Source organism: Tessaracoccus sp. OS52, assembly GCF_020687685.1.
Lineage (GTDB): Bacteria > Actinomycetota > Actinomycetes > Propionibacteriales > Propionibacteriaceae > Arachnia.
Genome location: NZ_JAJEWM010000006.1, coordinates 1 through 16,626, shown reverse-complemented (window position 1 = coordinate 16,626; position 16,626 = coordinate 1). Strand labels below are relative to the sequence as shown.

Genomic DNA, 16,626 nt, shown 5'->3' with positions numbered 1-16,626 from the left:
CCCCTAGACTTCGCCGCATGAGCCGATCCGTCGGGGGAATCGACCCTCACGTCCTCGTCATCGTCCAGAATCTGCCCATCCAGGTGGATCGCCGGGTGCTCCTGGAGTTCCACGAATTGCTCGCACGGGGCTACCGAGTGAGCCTGATCTGCCCCAAGGGGCCAAGTGACGCGGCGCGCGAGGTGATCGACGGCGCCCGCATCTACAAGTACCGCCCGGCCCCGGAGGCCAAGGGGCTGGCCGGCTACGCCCTGGAATTCGGCTACAGCTGGCTGCGCACCGCGTGGCTGAGTGCCGTCGCGTGGCGCGAGGGTGGCAGGTTTCACGTCATCCAGGCCTGCAACCCACCGGACACCTACTGGCTGCTGGCGCTGCTGTGGCGGATTCGCGGCGTTCGCTTCATCTTCGACCACCACGACCTCAACCCCGAACTCTTCCTCAGCCGGTTCGGCCAGCCGAAGTCGCTGGGGCAGCGGCTGCAGCTCAAGGGGCTGGGGTGGCTGGAGCGGATGACCTTCCGGACGGCTGATCGGGTGATCTCCACAAATGACTCCTACCGCCGTATCGCCATCAGGCGGGGCAGGCGTGAGCCCAGCGAGGTCGACGTCGTGCGCAGCGGCCCGGACACAGTACGGATGCGGCCCATCTACCCGGCCGACCCGGTGCCGGAGGGCGTCACGATGCTCACCTACATCGGCATCATGGGGCCCCAGGACGGCGTGGACCAGGTGCTGGAGCTGGTGGCGGAACTGCGACGGCGTGGACGAGACGACATCCGGGCCACGCTCATGGGGTTCGGTGACTGTCTGGAAGACCTCAAGCGGCAGTGCACCCGGCTGGGGCTCGACGACGTCGTGACCTTCACCGGACGGGTGGACAAGCGGGAGATCGCCGAGCACCTGAGCCGGGCCCACATCGGGATCTGCCCGGACCTGAAGACCCCCCTGAACGATGTCTCCACAATGAACAAGAGCCTGGAGTACATGGCCTACGCGTTGCCCGCCGTCGCCTTCGACCTGGCGGAGACCCGCGTGACCGGCGGAGAGGCCGTTCGTTATGTCCCCTCGGGCGACGTCGTCGCCATGGCCGACGAGGTGGAGCTGCTGATCGAGGACCCTGAACTGCGGACCCGGTTGGGGAGGCTGGCGCGCGAACGGGTGACAGCCCTGTTCGACTGGGCTGGCCAGGCCAAAGTTTTCGGAGACGTGTTCGACGACGTGCTCGGTCGCACCAGGGCAGACGAGGTCTCCCGCAGTCCTGAGCCGGGTGATTCGGACGAGTGGGGACGTACCTACGTACCGCTGTCCGACGAAGCCGAGTTCGACCGCTTCATCCTTGAGCGACGGGCACGGTGACCGGGGTCGGCGCGGTGGGGGAGCGCCTGATCGTCAACTTCCACGGCATCGGTGAGCCAACGCGGGGCGTGCCCGATGATGAGGTGCCCTACTGGTGCCCCATCGACGAATGGCCCCGCTTCGCCGACGCCCTTGCCGAGGTGCCGTCCGACGGCGCCGTGCGCCTCGAGATCACCTTCGATGACGGAAATCTCAGTGACGTGACGCATGCCCTGCCCGCGTTGGTGGACAGGGGACTGCAGGCGAGCTTCTACGTCTGCGCCGGCCGGCTGGGCAAGTCGGGATACGTCGGTCCCGACGAGGTTCGAGAGCTTGGTGTGGCAGGCATGGGGATCGGCAGCCACGGTTGGGATCACGTGGACCTGCGGCGTACGGATGACTCCGCTCTCCTGCGGGAGACCGTCGGCTCCAGGGAGCGGCTGGCAGAGACGGTGGGGGCAGAGGTGGATCAGTTCGCGATCCCGTTCGGCAGTTACGACCGTCGCGTGCTCCGCCACCTGCGCGGTTATCGCGAGGTGTTCACCTCCGACGGAGGGCGCGCGCCCAGTTCGAGCTGGCTGACACCGCGCGCGTCCTACGTGCGGGACTGGCAGCCGGCGGAGATCAGCCGGATGGTGAGAGAGCGTGTCTCGCTGGGGGATCGTGTGGGGCGGCGGTTGAAGACGTTGGTGAAGTCGATGCGCTGACGATCTCCTTGCGCGCCAGCCACCAGACGCTGCCGGCGAGGCCCATGTAGAAGAAGGTGAGACCTGCCACCTGACGGAAGGCGAGGGCGTCAAAGGTAGCGAAGCTGGTGACGATGCCTGCTACCGAAGCTGAGATTGCGGTCCCGAGATGCTTTACCTCGTACGAGCAACCCCGGCGCCACGGTGTCCACGCGAGGAAGACAGCGGTCAAGACCAGGACGCCGAACGACACAGTGCCAACGACCCCGATCTCTAGGAGGAGTACCAGGAGTTGGTTGTCGATGGTCCGGAACACCATGGGGACCCAAGTGAACAGCCCCTGTCCGAAGAGAGGGCTCTCGCCAACGGAGCGCACGACCAGCGGGTAGTCATCCGTGCGGCCCTGAATGCTCGGGTCGCCCTCCAGCCCCGTGAAGAGCGATCGCACTGTTCCGAGCAAACCAGGCAGAACGGCTCTGCCGACGAGGGCCAGCACAGGAGCCGCCAGCAACGCGTACAGTCGCCACCTCCAGGGCCACCCGACGATGAGAATCAGCAGTGCAATTCCGGTGACGACGATGGCTGAGCGAGAGACCGACATCAGGGCGCTGACGCCGATCAGTGCAGTGGGCAACCATCCGCTGATCTTCTCGGAGTGGAGGCTGCGATGCAGCGCGAGCGGCAGGACTGAGGCCATCATCACCCCCAGTTCAATTGGGTGAGCTGACGTAGCCACGATCCGGTTCAGGTCGGATCTGGACAGCGCGTTGCCAAAGTCTGTCAATCCTTGCAGGCCGGGGATCCTGATGAGGCTGGCAACGTTCAGCCCGGTGAAGTACTGCAGGATGCCCATGGCGGCCACAATGGTCGCGGCTCTCACCAACCACGCGACCACCCGGTCCAACTCGCGCCAGCTTCGGACGCCCTCTGATGTGATCAGAAGTATGCCCGCGAACCCGGCCAGCGCCAGTAAGCCCCGGTCGGAGGCACTGGTAATCGTTTCCGTAACCTGACGGACATTGGCCTCCTGCCAGAGCCTGTCCGAGCTCTGGTGGATATCGGCGGGTTGAGACCACCCCTGAAAGTGGCCCCAAGCGTAGCTGACAAGCACCAGCGCAACGAAGCAGCCAAAGGCAACGCGCAGCGGGGTGAGTCCGCGGACCTGTACCAGCCCGGCCAGGGCCGCGCACAACCACCAGAGCAGCCCTGCGATCGCAAAGAGGTTGGCAGGGGTTCCCGGCGCTCCTAGGGGACCGACTATAAGGCGAGTCGGGATGCACAAGAGGGCGATCACGTAGATGATTGCGAACCCGTAAGCGGGCAGGATAGGCCTCGCCTGTTCGGACATCGGACCCTAGGGCCCTTCAGGAGACCGATCCGCCATAGCCGGAGCACCGGCGGTGACGGAGTGAGGTCCATCATGGGTATCGGCATCCGAATCGGTATGGCTCTCCGCTCCAGCTGGCCTGATTTCGTCCTCCAGCCCTTGATCGGCACTGGCTTCCGCGAGCTTGCGCTGCCTGCGCTCCCGCCGTAGGGCACGTAGGCGGTCGATGGCGAAGGCGGCTACCAGCGTCACGATCCCCCCGGCGGCCAAAGCTGCCAGAACAGACCGAGTCCAGTCTCCGCCCAACTGCGACGGGACGTCCTCGGCGGCGTACACGCGCGTGTGGGCAGTCTGTGCGGGGGGCGCCCCCTCCTCCTGCTGAACCTTCAGGAGTTCGTCGTTCATCGCAGTGATCAGCCAGTCCCTGGTCCGCACGACATTGTCCGGCTCGGTGTCCTCGACGCTGATGATAATGATTGGAGTTTCCGGATCGACACCCACCTCGAAGGAGGGCGAGAGCCCTTGGGCGGCCATCTCCTGTCGGAACTGGCGCCCGGTCGAGGCCCCGGACACTATGCGCGCCAGGACGTTGAGCCCGTTTGGCAGGTACAGGAACGGGCTTCCGATCGCATCTGGGCCGCGCGCGTCGGCGGGCAGGAGGAGGAGCATTCGTCCCGTCGCTTGGTACCGGGGCTCCGCAGTCTTGTACAGGTACGCGCATGCGCCGACCGTCAGCGCTACTCCGATAAGCACGACGAGCCACTGTCGAAGTAGGACCCTCAAGGCGCTTCCGACATCCATAACGCGTTCTCCCGTGCGGCTGGAACCAGTGTGCATGGCAGGCTACCAGTGGGCGGCGAGCAGCGACCCTAGTCGGTCGCTGAAGATCCCGATCCGCATCTGTGCCTCTTGTCGGGCCGGGGCCGCCAGTTCGCGAAGTTGTTCCATGTTCTCCAGGTGAGCGATGGTTGCTGCGACGGCCTCGTCGGTGTCCTGTTTAGTCAGGTCAACCACAACTGGGTAGCCTAGATTCCCGAAGAAGCCTGCGAACTTCCTGCTGTAGGCAGCGGGGACTGTCGGGACCCCGGAGGTAAAAGCAGCGATTGTCGCGTGCATGCGGGATCCCACGAATCCGTCGAGGTGGCAGATCCACGACTTCGCATCCACCGGGCTCGTGAACGGCGGGGCCATCAGACAGCGGGGATGAAGTTCCTGCAGTTCCCGCGCCGCTCGGACGTCGTCTTCCAAGTCGGACTCCCATGGGCGGGAAAGGACGTGGGGTACCAGGTGGACTTCGTGGCCTATGGCGAGTAGCGCCTCGACCAGAGCCCCGCAATAGGCGCGGTAGTCTGCGGCCAGACCGAACTGGTTGTCGCCCGTGTAGCCCCCGGCCCAGAGGAGGCCGGAGACGTTGATGCCCACCCTTGTGCGGCCATCATCAGGGAACCCGTGGCGCCCCTCGTCATGGGGCAAGGTGACGGCCACGTCAGTGGCGACATGAATCTCTCGGTCGGTGAGAGTTTCGAGGAAGCCCACCGACAGGTCATCCCGTGTGAACACCAGGGCAGCTCGCCTGACGACGTGCCCGAACCAAGGCTTGCCGAATCGGTTCCTCACTGGTCCGTAGGTCTGTGGCGCGAGCACCAACGGGGTGCCCGTCGCCAGCACCAATTGCTTGTGAAACAGCTTCCGCAGCAACCGCTTGAGCCCGTAAATGTCGGAGAAGCTGTCCCCGCCCGTGAAGTCGACTACGACGTCGCAGGAGCGGATCTGCATGACGGAATCCATCATCTTCAGGAGCTGCTTGTGGCGGAACGGCACGGCCCGCATTCGCTTGTTGTCAATGCCGAGTTCCGCCCGCATCCGCTCCAGTTCTCGGTCCGAATTGACCGAGAAAAGCACGAACTCACACTCACCAGGGATGGCTCTGTCCAGAATCCCCACCACGGAGTACGCGAGCGCCGCCAGCCCAAGGTTCGCCGTGTCAGCCTGGACCCCAAGGAGGCCCACTCGCAGGGGGTCCTTCGATTCTGAGCGGCTGGACCCAGTACGGCCCCAGTCCATGCTCTGGTCCGGTTGGAACCGCGCCCGGAGCGCCGCGATCAGCGTGATCGTGGCGTACACCACCCCCGCCGGGAGCAGGCGCGGGTCGCGCGCCACAACGTCCCGCAACCAGGACCAGCGGTCCGCCTGGCGGACGCGGATCGGCAACTCGCCGCGCCGGGAGGCAGTGCGCATGGCGGCGGAGCCGCGGCGCACCCGAACCAGGCGGCGAACCAACTCCCGCGTGGTGGCAGGTGATTCGACGGTCACCTGGACCTCGCCCACCTCCGTCTTCTCATCGACGTTGAAGAGTGAATCCAGAAAGAGGTCGTCGGCAACCATCAGAGGGAAGGCGCTGAACCGGGCTCGGCCCTCCTCGGAGAGGACGATCATCCCACGCCCGAACAGGCCGTCGCGGAAGACTGGCAGGCGGCGGTGAACGCTGGCCCATGCGCGCACGGGCCATGGTCGGCCTGCGGTGGTCAGTCTGCGGGCGGGCACTGCTGCGAGGATGCCCGGTTCACTCACGGACGCGACGAGGGCGCTGACACCTCCCTTGGGCACGACGATGTCTGCATCCAGATAGATCCGGGGAAAGGACGTCGCCACGGCGTCGCCAGCGTTGAGGGCGACGGGTTTACTGCCCTGCGCCACCTCAACGACGTGCACCCCGGAGCGAGCGCGGGCGACTTCGGCGGTCGAATCCGTGCAGCCATTGGGAACGACGATTATTTCCGCGTCCGGTGAGTCCAGGAGCAAGGCGTCCAACGTCGCACCCAGCAACCCCGCCTCATTGTGGGCGGCTATCACGATACTGACCACGGTTCCCCCAACCGGTCGAGTTCCTCGACAGGAGTGTAATGGGAAATAGTAGAACCGCGTGGTTCGGTCCGGGACCGAACCACGCGGTTCGTATTCAACTTGGGCTACGCGGGCTGGGATCCAGCCAGCGGGGCGAGGTCAGCGGCCGTTGTAGCTGATGGTGCTGCCGTTGTCCCATGTGTTCCCGGACCAGACATTTCCGGGACGGCTCGGGTCAAAGGACTTGATGGTCCCCAGGTTTCCACAGTGGCCGTTATCGCCCTTCTCAAACACGTTTCCAACGAAGCGGATGTCGCGTGCCTGATGTCCGTATGGCTTGCTGCCGTCGTCCCCGGAGGAGCCGCCGTACGCGCATACCGTGGAGCGGCCACCGCCACCGCCATAGAAATAGTTGTTCTCAACCAAGTTGTTCTGGACAGGAGCAAAGTCCCCGTAGCCGGTTAGACCGGCGGAGCATCCCGTACCGCTGCCACGCTGGGCCTCGCACGTGATGGTGTTGTGCCGGAAGACGCCGTTCTGCTCCATGCGGATGCCTGAGAAGTGGGCGTCCCCGCCGGGGTCGCCACCCTGCGAGTGCACCCAGGAGTTCTCGATCACGCAGTTGTACTGGCAGTACATCGACCGACGGCCGCCGGTGACCTCGACACGGTTGGCCTTGAAATTGCCGCGCATCAGGCCGGTGTTCAGATTGTCCCCAATGTGGACCTCTGAGTCGGTGATCGTGAACGAATGGGTGGTATTGCGGGGGTCGCGCAGGTCAACGCTGCCGTTGATCCGGGTGTTGACGATCTGCACGTTGGCTGCCTGGATGCGCAGGGTCCCGGTTACGACCTTGTTCTTGATGACCGTTCCCGGGGCGGTGATCGTGAGTGGGCCCGTGTAGGGGCTCAGGGTCACGCCAGCCGGTACGCCCGTGTTGCTGGCGTTCGGCCATGCCCCCGTGGATGCTGGGGTAGGGGTCGCTGCCGTAGGTGGGGAATAGCTCGTGTCCGCGGACACGGTGGTGGCGCCGAACTGGACGATGTTGTTGAAGACCCACCGGCCGTTCTGGAAAATCTGGGAGCGGCAGCCATTGGCGCCGGTCCAGGCCGTGTCGCATTCCGTCTTCCACTTGCGGCCGGCCTGGTCAGTCCACTGGCGATTGTTGGCCAGAGGGTTGGTCCCCCAGGCATCACGAGGTGCGGGGAGGTAGGTGATGTTGTTGTGCACCCAACGACCGGCCGAGAGGATCTCGGTGAAGCACCGGTCGATGGTTGAGGAGTAGTCCTCGCACCACGTGTGCCACTCGCGCCCGTTGACGCTGTGCTTGCCGGGAGTGGTGTAGACGTCAACAGCTGCTTGGGCTGGTTGGACGGGGAAAAGCGGGGCGAGCGCGGCGAGCGCTGCCAAGATCGTCAGGACGAGGCGACGTCGGCGTGTACCGACAGCGCCCGCCTGATGGCGGGTGTTGTTCATTTGGATTTGACCTCACGTCGGGGGATACGTTAGGGACATTGAAATATTGCTCATGCTGAGCTTAAGAGGTGATCGGGTCAGACCACCAAGCGGGGTGGAGTTACCCAGCAGCGGAGCTGCTGGGTAACTCCCAGGGCTGGGCGGTGCCGCCAGCTCAGCGCCCGGTGTAGCTGATTGTGGTGCCGTCGTCCCAGGTGTTGCCGGACCAGACGTTGCCGGGGCGGTCGGGGTCGAAGGACTTGATGGAACCGAGGTTTCCACAGACACCCGTCTCACCTCTGACGAACACGTTGTCGACGAAGCGGATGTCTTGCGCCAGATGGCCGTAGGGCTTGCTGCCGTCGTCGCCGGAGGATCCGCCGTAGGCGCAGACGGTTGAGCCGCCTCCGCCGCCCCGGAGGAAGATGTTGCCCTCAACGAGGTTGTTCTGCACGGGAGCAAAGTCACCGTACCCCGTCAGACCTGCCGAGCAGCCGGTTCCTTGGCCGCGAAGAGCCTCACAGGTGATGGTGTTGTGGCGGAAGACGCCGTTCTGCTCCATGCGGATTCCGGAGAAGTGCGCATCGCCGCCGGGGTCTCCGCCTTGGTCGTGGACCCAGGAGTTCTCGACGGTGCAGTTGTACTCGCAGTAGACCGAACGGCGCCCACCGGTGATGTCCACGCGGTTGGCGTGGAAGTTGCCGCGCATCAGACCCGTGTTGAGGTTGTCACCGATGTGGATCGAACTGTCGGTGATGGTGAAGGAGTAGTCGTTCGTCTTCGGAGATCGCAGGTCGACGCCACCGTTGATGCGGCTGTTGACGATCTGGACGTTGGAAGCCTGAATTCTCAAGGTTCCTTCCACCAAGGCGTTCCTGATCACGGTGTTGTCGGTGGTGATGGTGAGCGGGCCGGTGTACGGCGTCAGCGTGACGCCATCCGGGACTCCGGTGTTGCTCTCGTTGGGCCATTCGCCATTCTGGGAAGGTGCCGGGGCAGCATCGGGGGTTGTGGGCTCCGGGGTCGGGGTCTGTGTGGGCTCCGGGGTCGGGGTCGGGGTCTGTGTGGGCTCCGGGGTCGGGGTCGGGGTCTGTGTGGGCTCCGGGGTCGGGGTCGCGGTCTGTGTGGGCTCCGGGGTCGGGGTCGCGGTCTGCGTTGGCTCCGGGGTCGGGGTCGCGGTCTGCGTTGGCTCCGGGGTCGGGGTCGCGGTCTGCGTCGGTGCGGCTGTCGCCGTCTGGCTTGGCGCAGGTTGCGGGGTCCATACGGTGTCGCGATCCACGAAGACCACGTCAAGCATGTAACTTGTGCCCCGGCCAGAGGTCGCAGGAAGCACGCTCGTGGCCGCGCGGGTGTAGCTGCCGCCCCACTTGCGCGCATTCAGTGGACCATTGCCCCAGTCCGAGTTGAACACACCGTCGGAGGAGGCGAACTGACCGTCTGAAGCGAGGTACGAGACAACGTACCAGCGGCCCTTGTTGAGGTTCACCGGCTTCGCCAGCGGGGCGGTCTGCCAGCCGGCGGTGGATGAGGCGGGGAAGGTTGTGGTGGCCAACAGCTTGCCGTCCAGTTCCCAGATCGAGGCTTCGTAAGCCCTCTCCTGCTGGGCGCTGCGATAGAACTGGACAGCCGCGATGCTTCCGGTGCGGTCGCTGCTGAACTTCATGCCGAGGTTGATCGACCTGGTGTCCGTGGTGGCGGGGACCCGCGGTTCCAGCGAATCGCTGAAGAGGCCTTCGCCGCTGGAAGGGGTCGCGTTGGCGACGGTGGTCGGGACGGTGATCAAACCGACGAGGAGAGTCAGGGACGCTGCCAGCGCGGCAAATATGCGTCGCATCTGTTGGGACGACTGGGGCTCGGTGCGTATTCGCCGCACCGGTCGTATGTGTATCACTTAGGCTCCTTGCCTGTGGGGGAATTCCTTAGAAACCTTAAGTTATCCCTCAGGCAAGTTCAAAGTCGGGGTCGGTTAGACCTGTGTCTTCTCAGGAATCGGGTTCCTCCTGCAGCGGACGGTCGAACTGGGAGATGTGCGGTGCGATCTCCTCGATGTCGCGTTCCCACCAGCGTTCGGCAAGCAGCCGCTCGATCGTGGCTGGGGAGAACCGGTACCGAACCACACGGCCGGGGTTGCCCACCACGATCGCGTATGGAGGAACGTCCTTGAACACGACAGCGCCCGCCCCGATGACGGCACCGTCGCCGATGTTGTGGACGTTGGATCCGATCACCGCGTTGTGCCCCAGCCAGACGTCGTTGCCGATTGTCAGGCGGGCGTAGTCGCGGACGTGGTCGGTGTAGCCAAGGTTCGAGTTGAAGAAGAACCCGTGCATGCCCTTGAAGTGGGTGGGGTGGTCCAAGGTGGCTGCGAACGCGCTGCGCGCTATGGATGAGTAGCGTCCGACGCTGGTGTTGCGGCCGAAGTTGTGCGGTTCGAAGCATCCCCCGTGGGTGTACATCCCTATGGTCACACCGTGGTACTGCTTGAAGATCTCGCGCAGCGTTTCGGAGTGGATCTCGCCCCCTTCGAGGCGGTTGAGTGCTCGTCGCGTCACCAGACGCCCCATGGAGCCTCTGCCATACAGCCAGATCAGCAGTTTCGAGAGCTTGGTCCGCATCAGTCCTCCTGTTTCACTCCCGCGGCTCGGGCTTGAAGTAACCTCGCGTGATCGCCCGCCTGATCATCCCTACGTACTCCTTCAAGAGGTCCCTCAGGCCGACCTGCGCCGCTGCGGCGCCCAGACGGAAGCCCACGAATCTCGGTGTTGGCAGGGCGAGGGTTCGTAGGGCCAGCAGACGCGAGGCCAGTAGTCGGCGCCGACGTACGAGACCCTGGGCAGCGACCACCCGAGCGTGGTCACTGACGGTGGCCTCGAGGTAGCCATCACGAAGTGCGCTCTCCACGATCTGGCGGCCACGTTCGGTGCGGGCGAGGATGAGTGAGATCCCCTCGGTCCCCTCGGCTCGCCGGTGCCAAGCGTCACCGCCTGTAACGTCGGCCAGTTCACCGAGTCCGTCCGGGCAGAGGTGACAACGTAGCTGGCGCTGCTTGGTGGCGAGCCGACCCCACGACTCGTCGTAGGTGATGCGCGCCTCGCTTCGTCCATCAGTCACCCGGAAGTCGCCCGGCCAGCCCCGGCCGCGGTAGCGCAATTCGCTCAGCTCGTCGGAGTTCTCGAACCCCAGCTCGGCCGCGAGCTTCCGGCTGCCCTCGGAAGCGGGGGTGCCGGCGCAGAAGAAGCTCAGCACCAGCCCCAAGTTGCGGTCCAGTTGTGGGCGGGTCAGACGAAGTCGTGCGACGGCCGCGACGTCACATGGCTTCCCGATGAACACGCACGGCCGCTCGCTCTCCTCGATGGTGCGCAGCGCCTCCACAGGCGATGAGGTCGTGTAGCGGGAACTAGCATTCGAAAGCAGCCCTGCGCGGTCCGTGGTGATGACCGTTCGGTTTCGCCAAGGTTGCTCCGGGTCCATTCCAGTGTGTACGACCAGGGACATGTCCAGCTTCTCCAGCGCATATGCGGCCAGTGCCGTGACCACCCCCCCGGAGGAGCCAGCCCAGCGGATCTCCTTGTCAGTCGCCCAGCCTTCCCAGATCCTCGCCGCGGGACCGACGAGGACCTCATCGCGGTCTGGCTTGTGTTTGCCCCAGTCCGCGGCCCTGACCTGCGACCCGGGACAGGCGTCCGCGATCTGGTCCTTTACGAACAGAGGCAATTGCTTGACACCCACTGGCCGTTTACCCACGTTGGGGAAGTCCACCATCTCCACACCGTGGTTCGCGCCGACGTAGGCGCAGGCGCCGCATCCGGAGCAGAGCCGGCGTTCTATGACCGTATCGATCCTGTGCATTCTTCTTACGGCTCCTACTCGGTTCTGGCAACAGTGGCGACGAGCACGTTCATCAGCAACGCGAGCGAGCCTGGCGTTGGCTGGACCTCACCCCGCACCACATCGTCGAGCCACCTCTCATCGAAAACCCCGGTCTCACGAACCGGGTCGAGGGTGTGTGGGTCTGCGCGCAAGTGCGCGGCCAACTTCGCCGCGACTATGGCACCCCCGGCAGGAGGACGGTGTGCTCTCAGCAGTCGCTGCCTTGCCTTGCGGGCCAGTTTCTCCAGACGCGCAGCCCTGATCCGCACGAGGTTCAGAGCTGCCGGTGCTGCATAGGCCCGAGGCGGAGGGCGGTCATCGAGCGGGAGTGAGGAAAGTTCCTCATCCAGCGTCACCTGGAGCTGGGCCAGGAAGACGGAATCCTGTTTGGAGCGTGGGGACAACCGACCGGCCACCTCGATGAAGCGGTGGTCCAACATCGGATTCGTGATACTGCGTTGGAATGAGACTGCGCTCTCTCCCAGACCCGCCCAGCGCCTCATTCGGTGTAGGTAGAGCGCGTCGGTCGCCGAGAACCACTCCCGGCCGGTCTCCAGGAGGCAAGAGTGGATGAGGTCGATCGAGGTCTCCAAAGCTCGGTGACGGTAATGCGGTGCCAATGCTCGGGGTTCAACCGCCTCATTGGCCAGCATCCGCCACTTTGCGAGCCGTTCGGTGCGCCGGCGCGTGATCGGTTGTGGGCTGACGCGGCCGAAGTAGTAGAAGCCCCGGGCCACCTCGCCCCCCAGACCTGAGAGGCGCTCCCCCTGCTCGAAGAAGATGTCCTCTGCGTAGCCGGTCACCGCTCGGGCTATAGGGTCAGCCATGGCTTCGTTCGCTCGCGCGGTGGCCACGACCCGCTGGAACCAGTCAAGGGGCGAGAGTTCCAACATCCCACGTGGAGAGTGCGACGCATGGCGCATGCCATAACGCGCTGCCAGTTCGCCAGCGATCCGGGCGTCATGGGTCCCAGGGACGTCAAGGGTCATGACCCGAAGGCCTCGGCGACGGGAGCGAGGGATGCAGCTGAGTACGATCCTGGAGTCCTGACCTCCCGTGAGCTGTAGGGTCGGGTCGTCGGTATCGTCCAGATAAATGGCCACCATTTCGCGTAGTGCGTGGGCGGCTACCGCCACCCCCTCGGCCAGCGCGATCGATGCGGGTGCGTGATCCGGTCCAGGGATGGTTTCCAGCCGGATCCCATCCGCGCTCAGCACCAGCGACTCGCCTGGCCCCAGCGCCGTGACACCCTCGAAAAGGGTGAGCTTGCCAAGCTGCCAACCCAACTGACTCTGCAGCAGGAGGCCCTGTTCGTCCAGTCCCCGGCCCAGCATCTGCGACAGCAACAGCGCCGACGTCGACACCGCGCTCCAGCCATCGCCGTCGGCCCGAAAGATGGGACGGAATGCCATGTCGTCGGTCGTGAGCCGCAGTCCCCCTGGCGTGAGACCGAGAGCGCCGAAGGGAGGCAACATCCGCGCCAGCATGCTCAGGTCACCGTCGGCCAACCAATGTGCGATCACCGCCGGATCCTCTCGGCCGCGGGAGGACCGGTTGGTCGTCGTTAGCAGGAGAGGCGAATCGGGAGTTGGCTTGGCCCGGCCTAGCCCCCAGGTGCCCAAGAGGACGCCCGCGAGGTCTACGGTGGGACGGTCGCATCGGGTTTCCAGGATGTCCCTGATGCGCGCGGGCACGCCGCTGCGACCCGGCACGATCGCTACCATCCCGGCCACATGGTTACTCAACACATTCCCTCCCCCCGGGTGTGCTCGTGGCCCCTACTATAGGGATCGCGCTAGGGGGTGTCTGCAGTGTCCCAAGAGTATGTTCGGCCAGATATTGATGCGTTCTCTTTCGGACCCCTTGAAGAGGGGGATCTGGAGGGAATTTCGGACCTGATCACGCGGATGAGCGACGACCGCGGGCTGAGGTTGCGTGACAAGAGTCCCGACTACTACCGCTGGATGTACCTGAAGAACCCGGCTGGCCGGGCGGTAGTCCAATCAGCGCGCCTCGGCGACCGTGTGATTGCTTCTTTCGCCGTTGCGCCGAAGATCTTCCAGGTGGGAGGCGAGCGGGTGACCATCGGCAAGACCATGGACATGTTCACGGATCCCGCTTTCCAGGGCAAGGGCCTCATCAAGCGCTGCACGTGCGCTGCCTTCGAGGGCGCGCTGGCCGCTGGTATGTCCGGCTGGTACGTGACGCCGTCGGTCAATTCCTACCCCATCTTCACCGTGCGCTGGGGCTACCGGGAGGACCTCCGCGTCGTCTACCGGGCTCGCGTCCTCCGGTTCGCGCCCGTCCTCGCCGCCATGATACGGCCCACCGGCCCCGCACGTGTTCTGGGTGAGCTCGTAGACGCTGTTCGACGATTGCTGCCGAGGCGTCCGCCCCGGCTACCTGAAGGATGGCACTTGGAGGAACTGCAGACGTTCGGCAAGGAGGCCGACGAGCTCTGGGACTCCGTCTCGGGTGGCTACCCCGTCGCGATCGTGCGTAACGCCGAATATCTCAACTGGAGATACATCGCGAACCCGGGCGACTACACCATCCTCGGCCTTCGCCAGAACGGAAGACTCGCCGGCATATTGGTCCTCGCGGAGACGCTGCGCCGTGGTGTCCCCGTGGGGGAGATCGTCGACTTCGTTTGTGAGGCCGACGACGAGGCCACATTCGGGACCCTGATCAGTGCCGCGGCGGAGCACTCGCGCGCTCGGGGGCACGCGTTGGTGCAGGCATGGTCGGTGTTTGGGACGGCACTCGATGCGAGGATGCGTCGGGCGGGGCTGCGGTTCAACCGTACCGATGTGAAGTTCCTCACCAGCCCCGGGCTCACCGACCCGCTGCTCGCTGATCCTGATTCGTGGTTGCTCACGCAGGGAGACGGTAACGACGTCTAGCCCTAATCCCAGCCAGGCGTAGTGACCAGACTGCGACGCGTCAACAACCACACGGTGTTGATCGCATTGCCGCGAACCTTGAGACCCGCCTGTTCTCTCCGGGTGGGCCGCGTGAGCCAGAGCGCCCCCCAACCGGTGACTGAAATCATGTTGTGGGCCAGCCGGATGCCGATGTAGATCGTCTGTGCCCACTTGGGGTGGTGCTTGTGCCAGTAGAGCAGGTCGGACTTCTCCATGATGAGGTAGTACTTCACCGGGAACGCCTTTGTGCTTCCTCCCCCGAAGTGAATCGCCTCCGCGGCTGGGTGGAACACGCAGCCCCAGCCGGCGTCGTTGAACCGCTTGCCCCAATCGGTGTCTTCCCCATAGAAGAAGAAGTCCTCGTCCAGGCCTCCGACCTGGTCCAGAGCCTCCTTGCGCACCATGAGGAAGCAACCGGAGAGGACTTCGGCGGGATGTGTGTGGTTGTAGGTGGACAATGGCAGCGAACGGCCCGGCACCAAACCCGTCTCCCTCAGCCACAGGTGGTCGCCCACGGCGTTGCACAGGTTCGGGAACCGGCGGCAGTTCTTGCGGATCGCCATGTCGCGATCGTAGGTCCGGGGTCCGACGAGCGCGACTGTCGGGTGCTTGAGGAGATAGGCCCACAGTTCGTCGATGACTCCGTCGAGCGCGATGACGTCAGTATTCACCAGGCAGACCGCCCTGCCTCTCGCGGCTGCGAATCCGATGTTGTTCGCCTTGGCGAATCCGAGGTTGTCGTGGTTCTCGATCAATGTTACGTGCGGATGGCGCTCTCGCAGTGCGGCCTGCGAGCCGTCGGTGGAGGCGTTGTCGACGACGATGATCTCGATTGCGGTGCGCTTGGTGGCGGCAATCAGCGAGTCGATGGCGTCCACCAGGTACTGCCGGGTGTTCCAGTTCACGATCACTACGGAGACGTCGACGTCCGGCAGGGAGCTCACGACAGCAGCTTAGGGACTCCTATCGCCTTCCGCCGCAGTTCCAGTCCGCGGGATAGCATGGGTCCATGGCTGAGAGCCGCCGCTGGGGAAGTTGCTGGGGGTCGCGGGCCGCCCCAACCCGTTCAGCGCTGATGACAGGACTTGTCCTGATGATGACGTTTGGGGCCTGCGCACCCGAATCACTCGCGCCGGTTCAGGCGCCAGCGGGTCCCGTGGAGGTCAGCACTCCCCAACGTGCTGGCGAAGAAGGGGCCGCACCCGTACAGGTGGATCCCCCTGGACCGGTTGGGCCGCCCTCTGGCGGATGGCCGAACGCCACCAACACTGGGGTCCCCGAGCACACGTCCTTGACACCGTGGACTGGAGATTGCACCATTACGCGGTCGGGCACCGTGATCGATTCAAAGGTCGTGGCCTGCGACCTGCGCATCCGGGCGGCTGACGTTCGGATATCGAACTCCCGGATCCATGGCAGTGTCGTGCTGCGAGACACTGAGTCCGGTTACTCCTTCTCAATCTCCGATAGTGAGGTGATAGTCGGAGACCGCATGGGCACGGGACTGGGAAATGGACATTTCACGGCCCAACGGGTCGAGGTGACCGGTGGTGGACGCTCGGTGTACTGCAGCATCGACTGCACAATTGAACACTCCTGGATCCATGGCCAGGCTGGAGACCGTGACGGGGCAGCACACCTCAGCGGGATTCGGATGGGGGAGAACACCACCGTGCGTTTCAACACGATCATTTGCGAAGGGGCCCGTATCCCGCCTGCCTCGGGCTGTTCAGCTGCGCTCACCGGATATGGCGACTTCCGTCCTATCAAGAACAACCTGATCGAGGGCAACTACTTCCACAGCGGTACCGCTTCTTTCTGCGCATTCGGGGGATCCACGCGGGACAAGCCTTTCAGCGACCAGACCAGTGCGGTCAGATTCATCAACAACGTCTTCGAGCGCGATGAGAACGGCAGTTGCGGGATTCACGCACCAATAGAGGCTTTCGACGCGACCGCACCCGGCAACGTCTGGGAAGGCAACGTATGGAGCGACGGCGAGCCATTGCGACCGCGCAATTGATCCCGCCCCCCAGAGGATCAGACAGGCTCTCCGGGGAGCCCCTTAGCCTCGATCCACCGATCGACTGTGTCCGGTGGGCGGCGTGGGAGAGTGAGAATGCCCTCCTGACCTGGGAAAATGCGACTTGTCTAAGGTCCGCATAACCCGCTCAAGAAGGGCATCT

Annotated in this window: 13 protein-coding genes; 4 read left to right on the top strand and 9 right to left on the bottom strand. The window is 64.6% G+C overall.

The features are described 5' to 3' along the window. The first annotated feature begins 17 nt into the window (after positions 1-17). The gene (locus LKO27_RS14520) at positions 18-1,355 is read left to right on the top strand and encodes a glycosyltransferase family 4 protein (RefSeq protein WP_227738237.1); all 1,338 of its coding nucleotides are present in this window, start codon (positions 18-20) and stop codon (positions 1,353-1,355) included. Beyond that, entirely contained in the window at positions 1,352-2,041 is a 690-nt protein-coding gene (locus LKO27_RS14515; RefSeq protein WP_227738236.1) for a polysaccharide deacetylase family protein, read from the top strand. Before LKO27_RS14520 ends, LKO27_RS14515 begins: the two co-directional genes overlap by 4 nt. On the opposite strand, the gene LKO27_RS14510 is transcribed toward LKO27_RS14515, so the two are convergent. From LKO27_RS14510 to LKO27_RS14475, 8 genes are all read right to left on the bottom strand, one after another. Beyond that, positions 1,959-3,368, bottom strand: coding sequence for an O-antigen ligase (locus LKO27_RS14510; protein WP_227738235.1), 1,410 nt, complete (start codon positions 3,366-3,368; stop codon positions 1,959-1,961). The two genes, LKO27_RS14515 and LKO27_RS14510, sit on opposite strands and share 83 nt — an antisense overlap. A 6-nt stretch (positions 3,369-3,374) precedes the next feature. Beyond that, the gene (locus tag LKO27_RS14505; protein WP_227738234.1) at positions 3,375-4,148 is read right to left on the bottom strand and encodes a hypothetical protein; all 774 of its coding nucleotides are present in this window, start codon (positions 4,146-4,148) and stop codon (positions 3,375-3,377) included. Between the two features lie 42 nt (positions 4,149-4,190). Further along, positions 4,191-6,212, bottom strand: coding sequence for a polysaccharide pyruvyl transferase family protein (locus LKO27_RS15690; protein ID WP_227738233.1), 2,022 nt, complete (start codon positions 6,210-6,212; stop codon positions 4,191-4,193). Between the two features lie 138 nt (positions 6,213-6,350). Continuing rightward, on the bottom strand, positions 6,351-7,667 hold the full coding sequence (locus tag LKO27_RS14495; RefSeq protein ID WP_227738232.1) for a hypothetical protein: 1,317 nt from the start codon (positions 7,665-7,667) through the stop codon (positions 6,351-6,353). Between the two features lie 154 nt (positions 7,668-7,821). After that, positions 7,822-9,480 carry a DUF4082 domain-containing protein gene (locus LKO27_RS14490; RefSeq protein WP_227738231.1) on the bottom strand — a complete coding sequence of 553 codons (1,659 nt, stop codon included), beginning with the start codon at positions 9,478-9,480 and terminating at the stop codon, positions 7,822-7,824. 148 nt (positions 9,481-9,628) lie between these two features. Beyond that, the gene (locus tag LKO27_RS15425; protein WP_304650910.1) at positions 9,629-10,261 is read right to left on the bottom strand and encodes a CatB-related O-acetyltransferase; all 633 of its coding nucleotides are present in this window, start codon (positions 10,259-10,261) and stop codon (positions 9,629-9,631) included. Positions 10,262-10,274: 13 nt separating this feature from the next. Then, on the bottom strand, positions 10,275-11,495 hold the full coding sequence (locus LKO27_RS14480; protein ID WP_227738230.1) for a Coenzyme F420 hydrogenase/dehydrogenase, beta subunit C-terminal domain: 1,221 nt from the start codon (positions 11,493-11,495) through the stop codon (positions 10,275-10,277). Between the two features lie 14 nt (positions 11,496-11,509). Beyond that, positions 11,510-13,039 (bottom strand): asparagine synthase-related protein, encoded by a 1,530-nt coding sequence (locus tag LKO27_RS14475; RefSeq protein WP_227738229.1) that lies wholly within the window; start codon positions 13,037-13,039, stop codon positions 11,510-11,512. 384 nt (positions 13,040-13,423) lie between these two features. Between LKO27_RS14475 and LKO27_RS14470 the strand changes: the two genes are divergently transcribed. After that, on the top strand, positions 13,424-14,419 hold the full coding sequence (locus tag LKO27_RS14470) for a hypothetical protein (RefSeq protein WP_227738228.1): 996 nt from the start codon (positions 13,424-13,426) through the stop codon (positions 14,417-14,419). A 2-nt stretch (positions 14,420-14,421) separates the two neighbouring features. Here LKO27_RS14470 and LKO27_RS14465 read toward each other — a convergent pair whose 3' ends face one another. Further along, complete coding sequence (locus LKO27_RS14465; RefSeq protein WP_227738227.1) at positions 14,422-15,384, bottom strand: glycosyltransferase family 2 protein; 963 nt, start codon at positions 15,382-15,384, stop codon at positions 14,422-14,424. A 548-nt stretch (positions 15,385-15,932) separates the two neighbouring features. Here LKO27_RS14465 and LKO27_RS14460 point away from each other — a divergent pair. Further along, positions 15,933-16,463 (top strand): hypothetical protein, encoded by a 531-nt coding sequence (locus LKO27_RS14460; RefSeq protein WP_227738226.1) that lies wholly within the window; start codon positions 15,933-15,935, stop codon positions 16,461-16,463. The last annotated feature ends 163 nt before the right edge of the window (positions 16,464-16,626 follow it).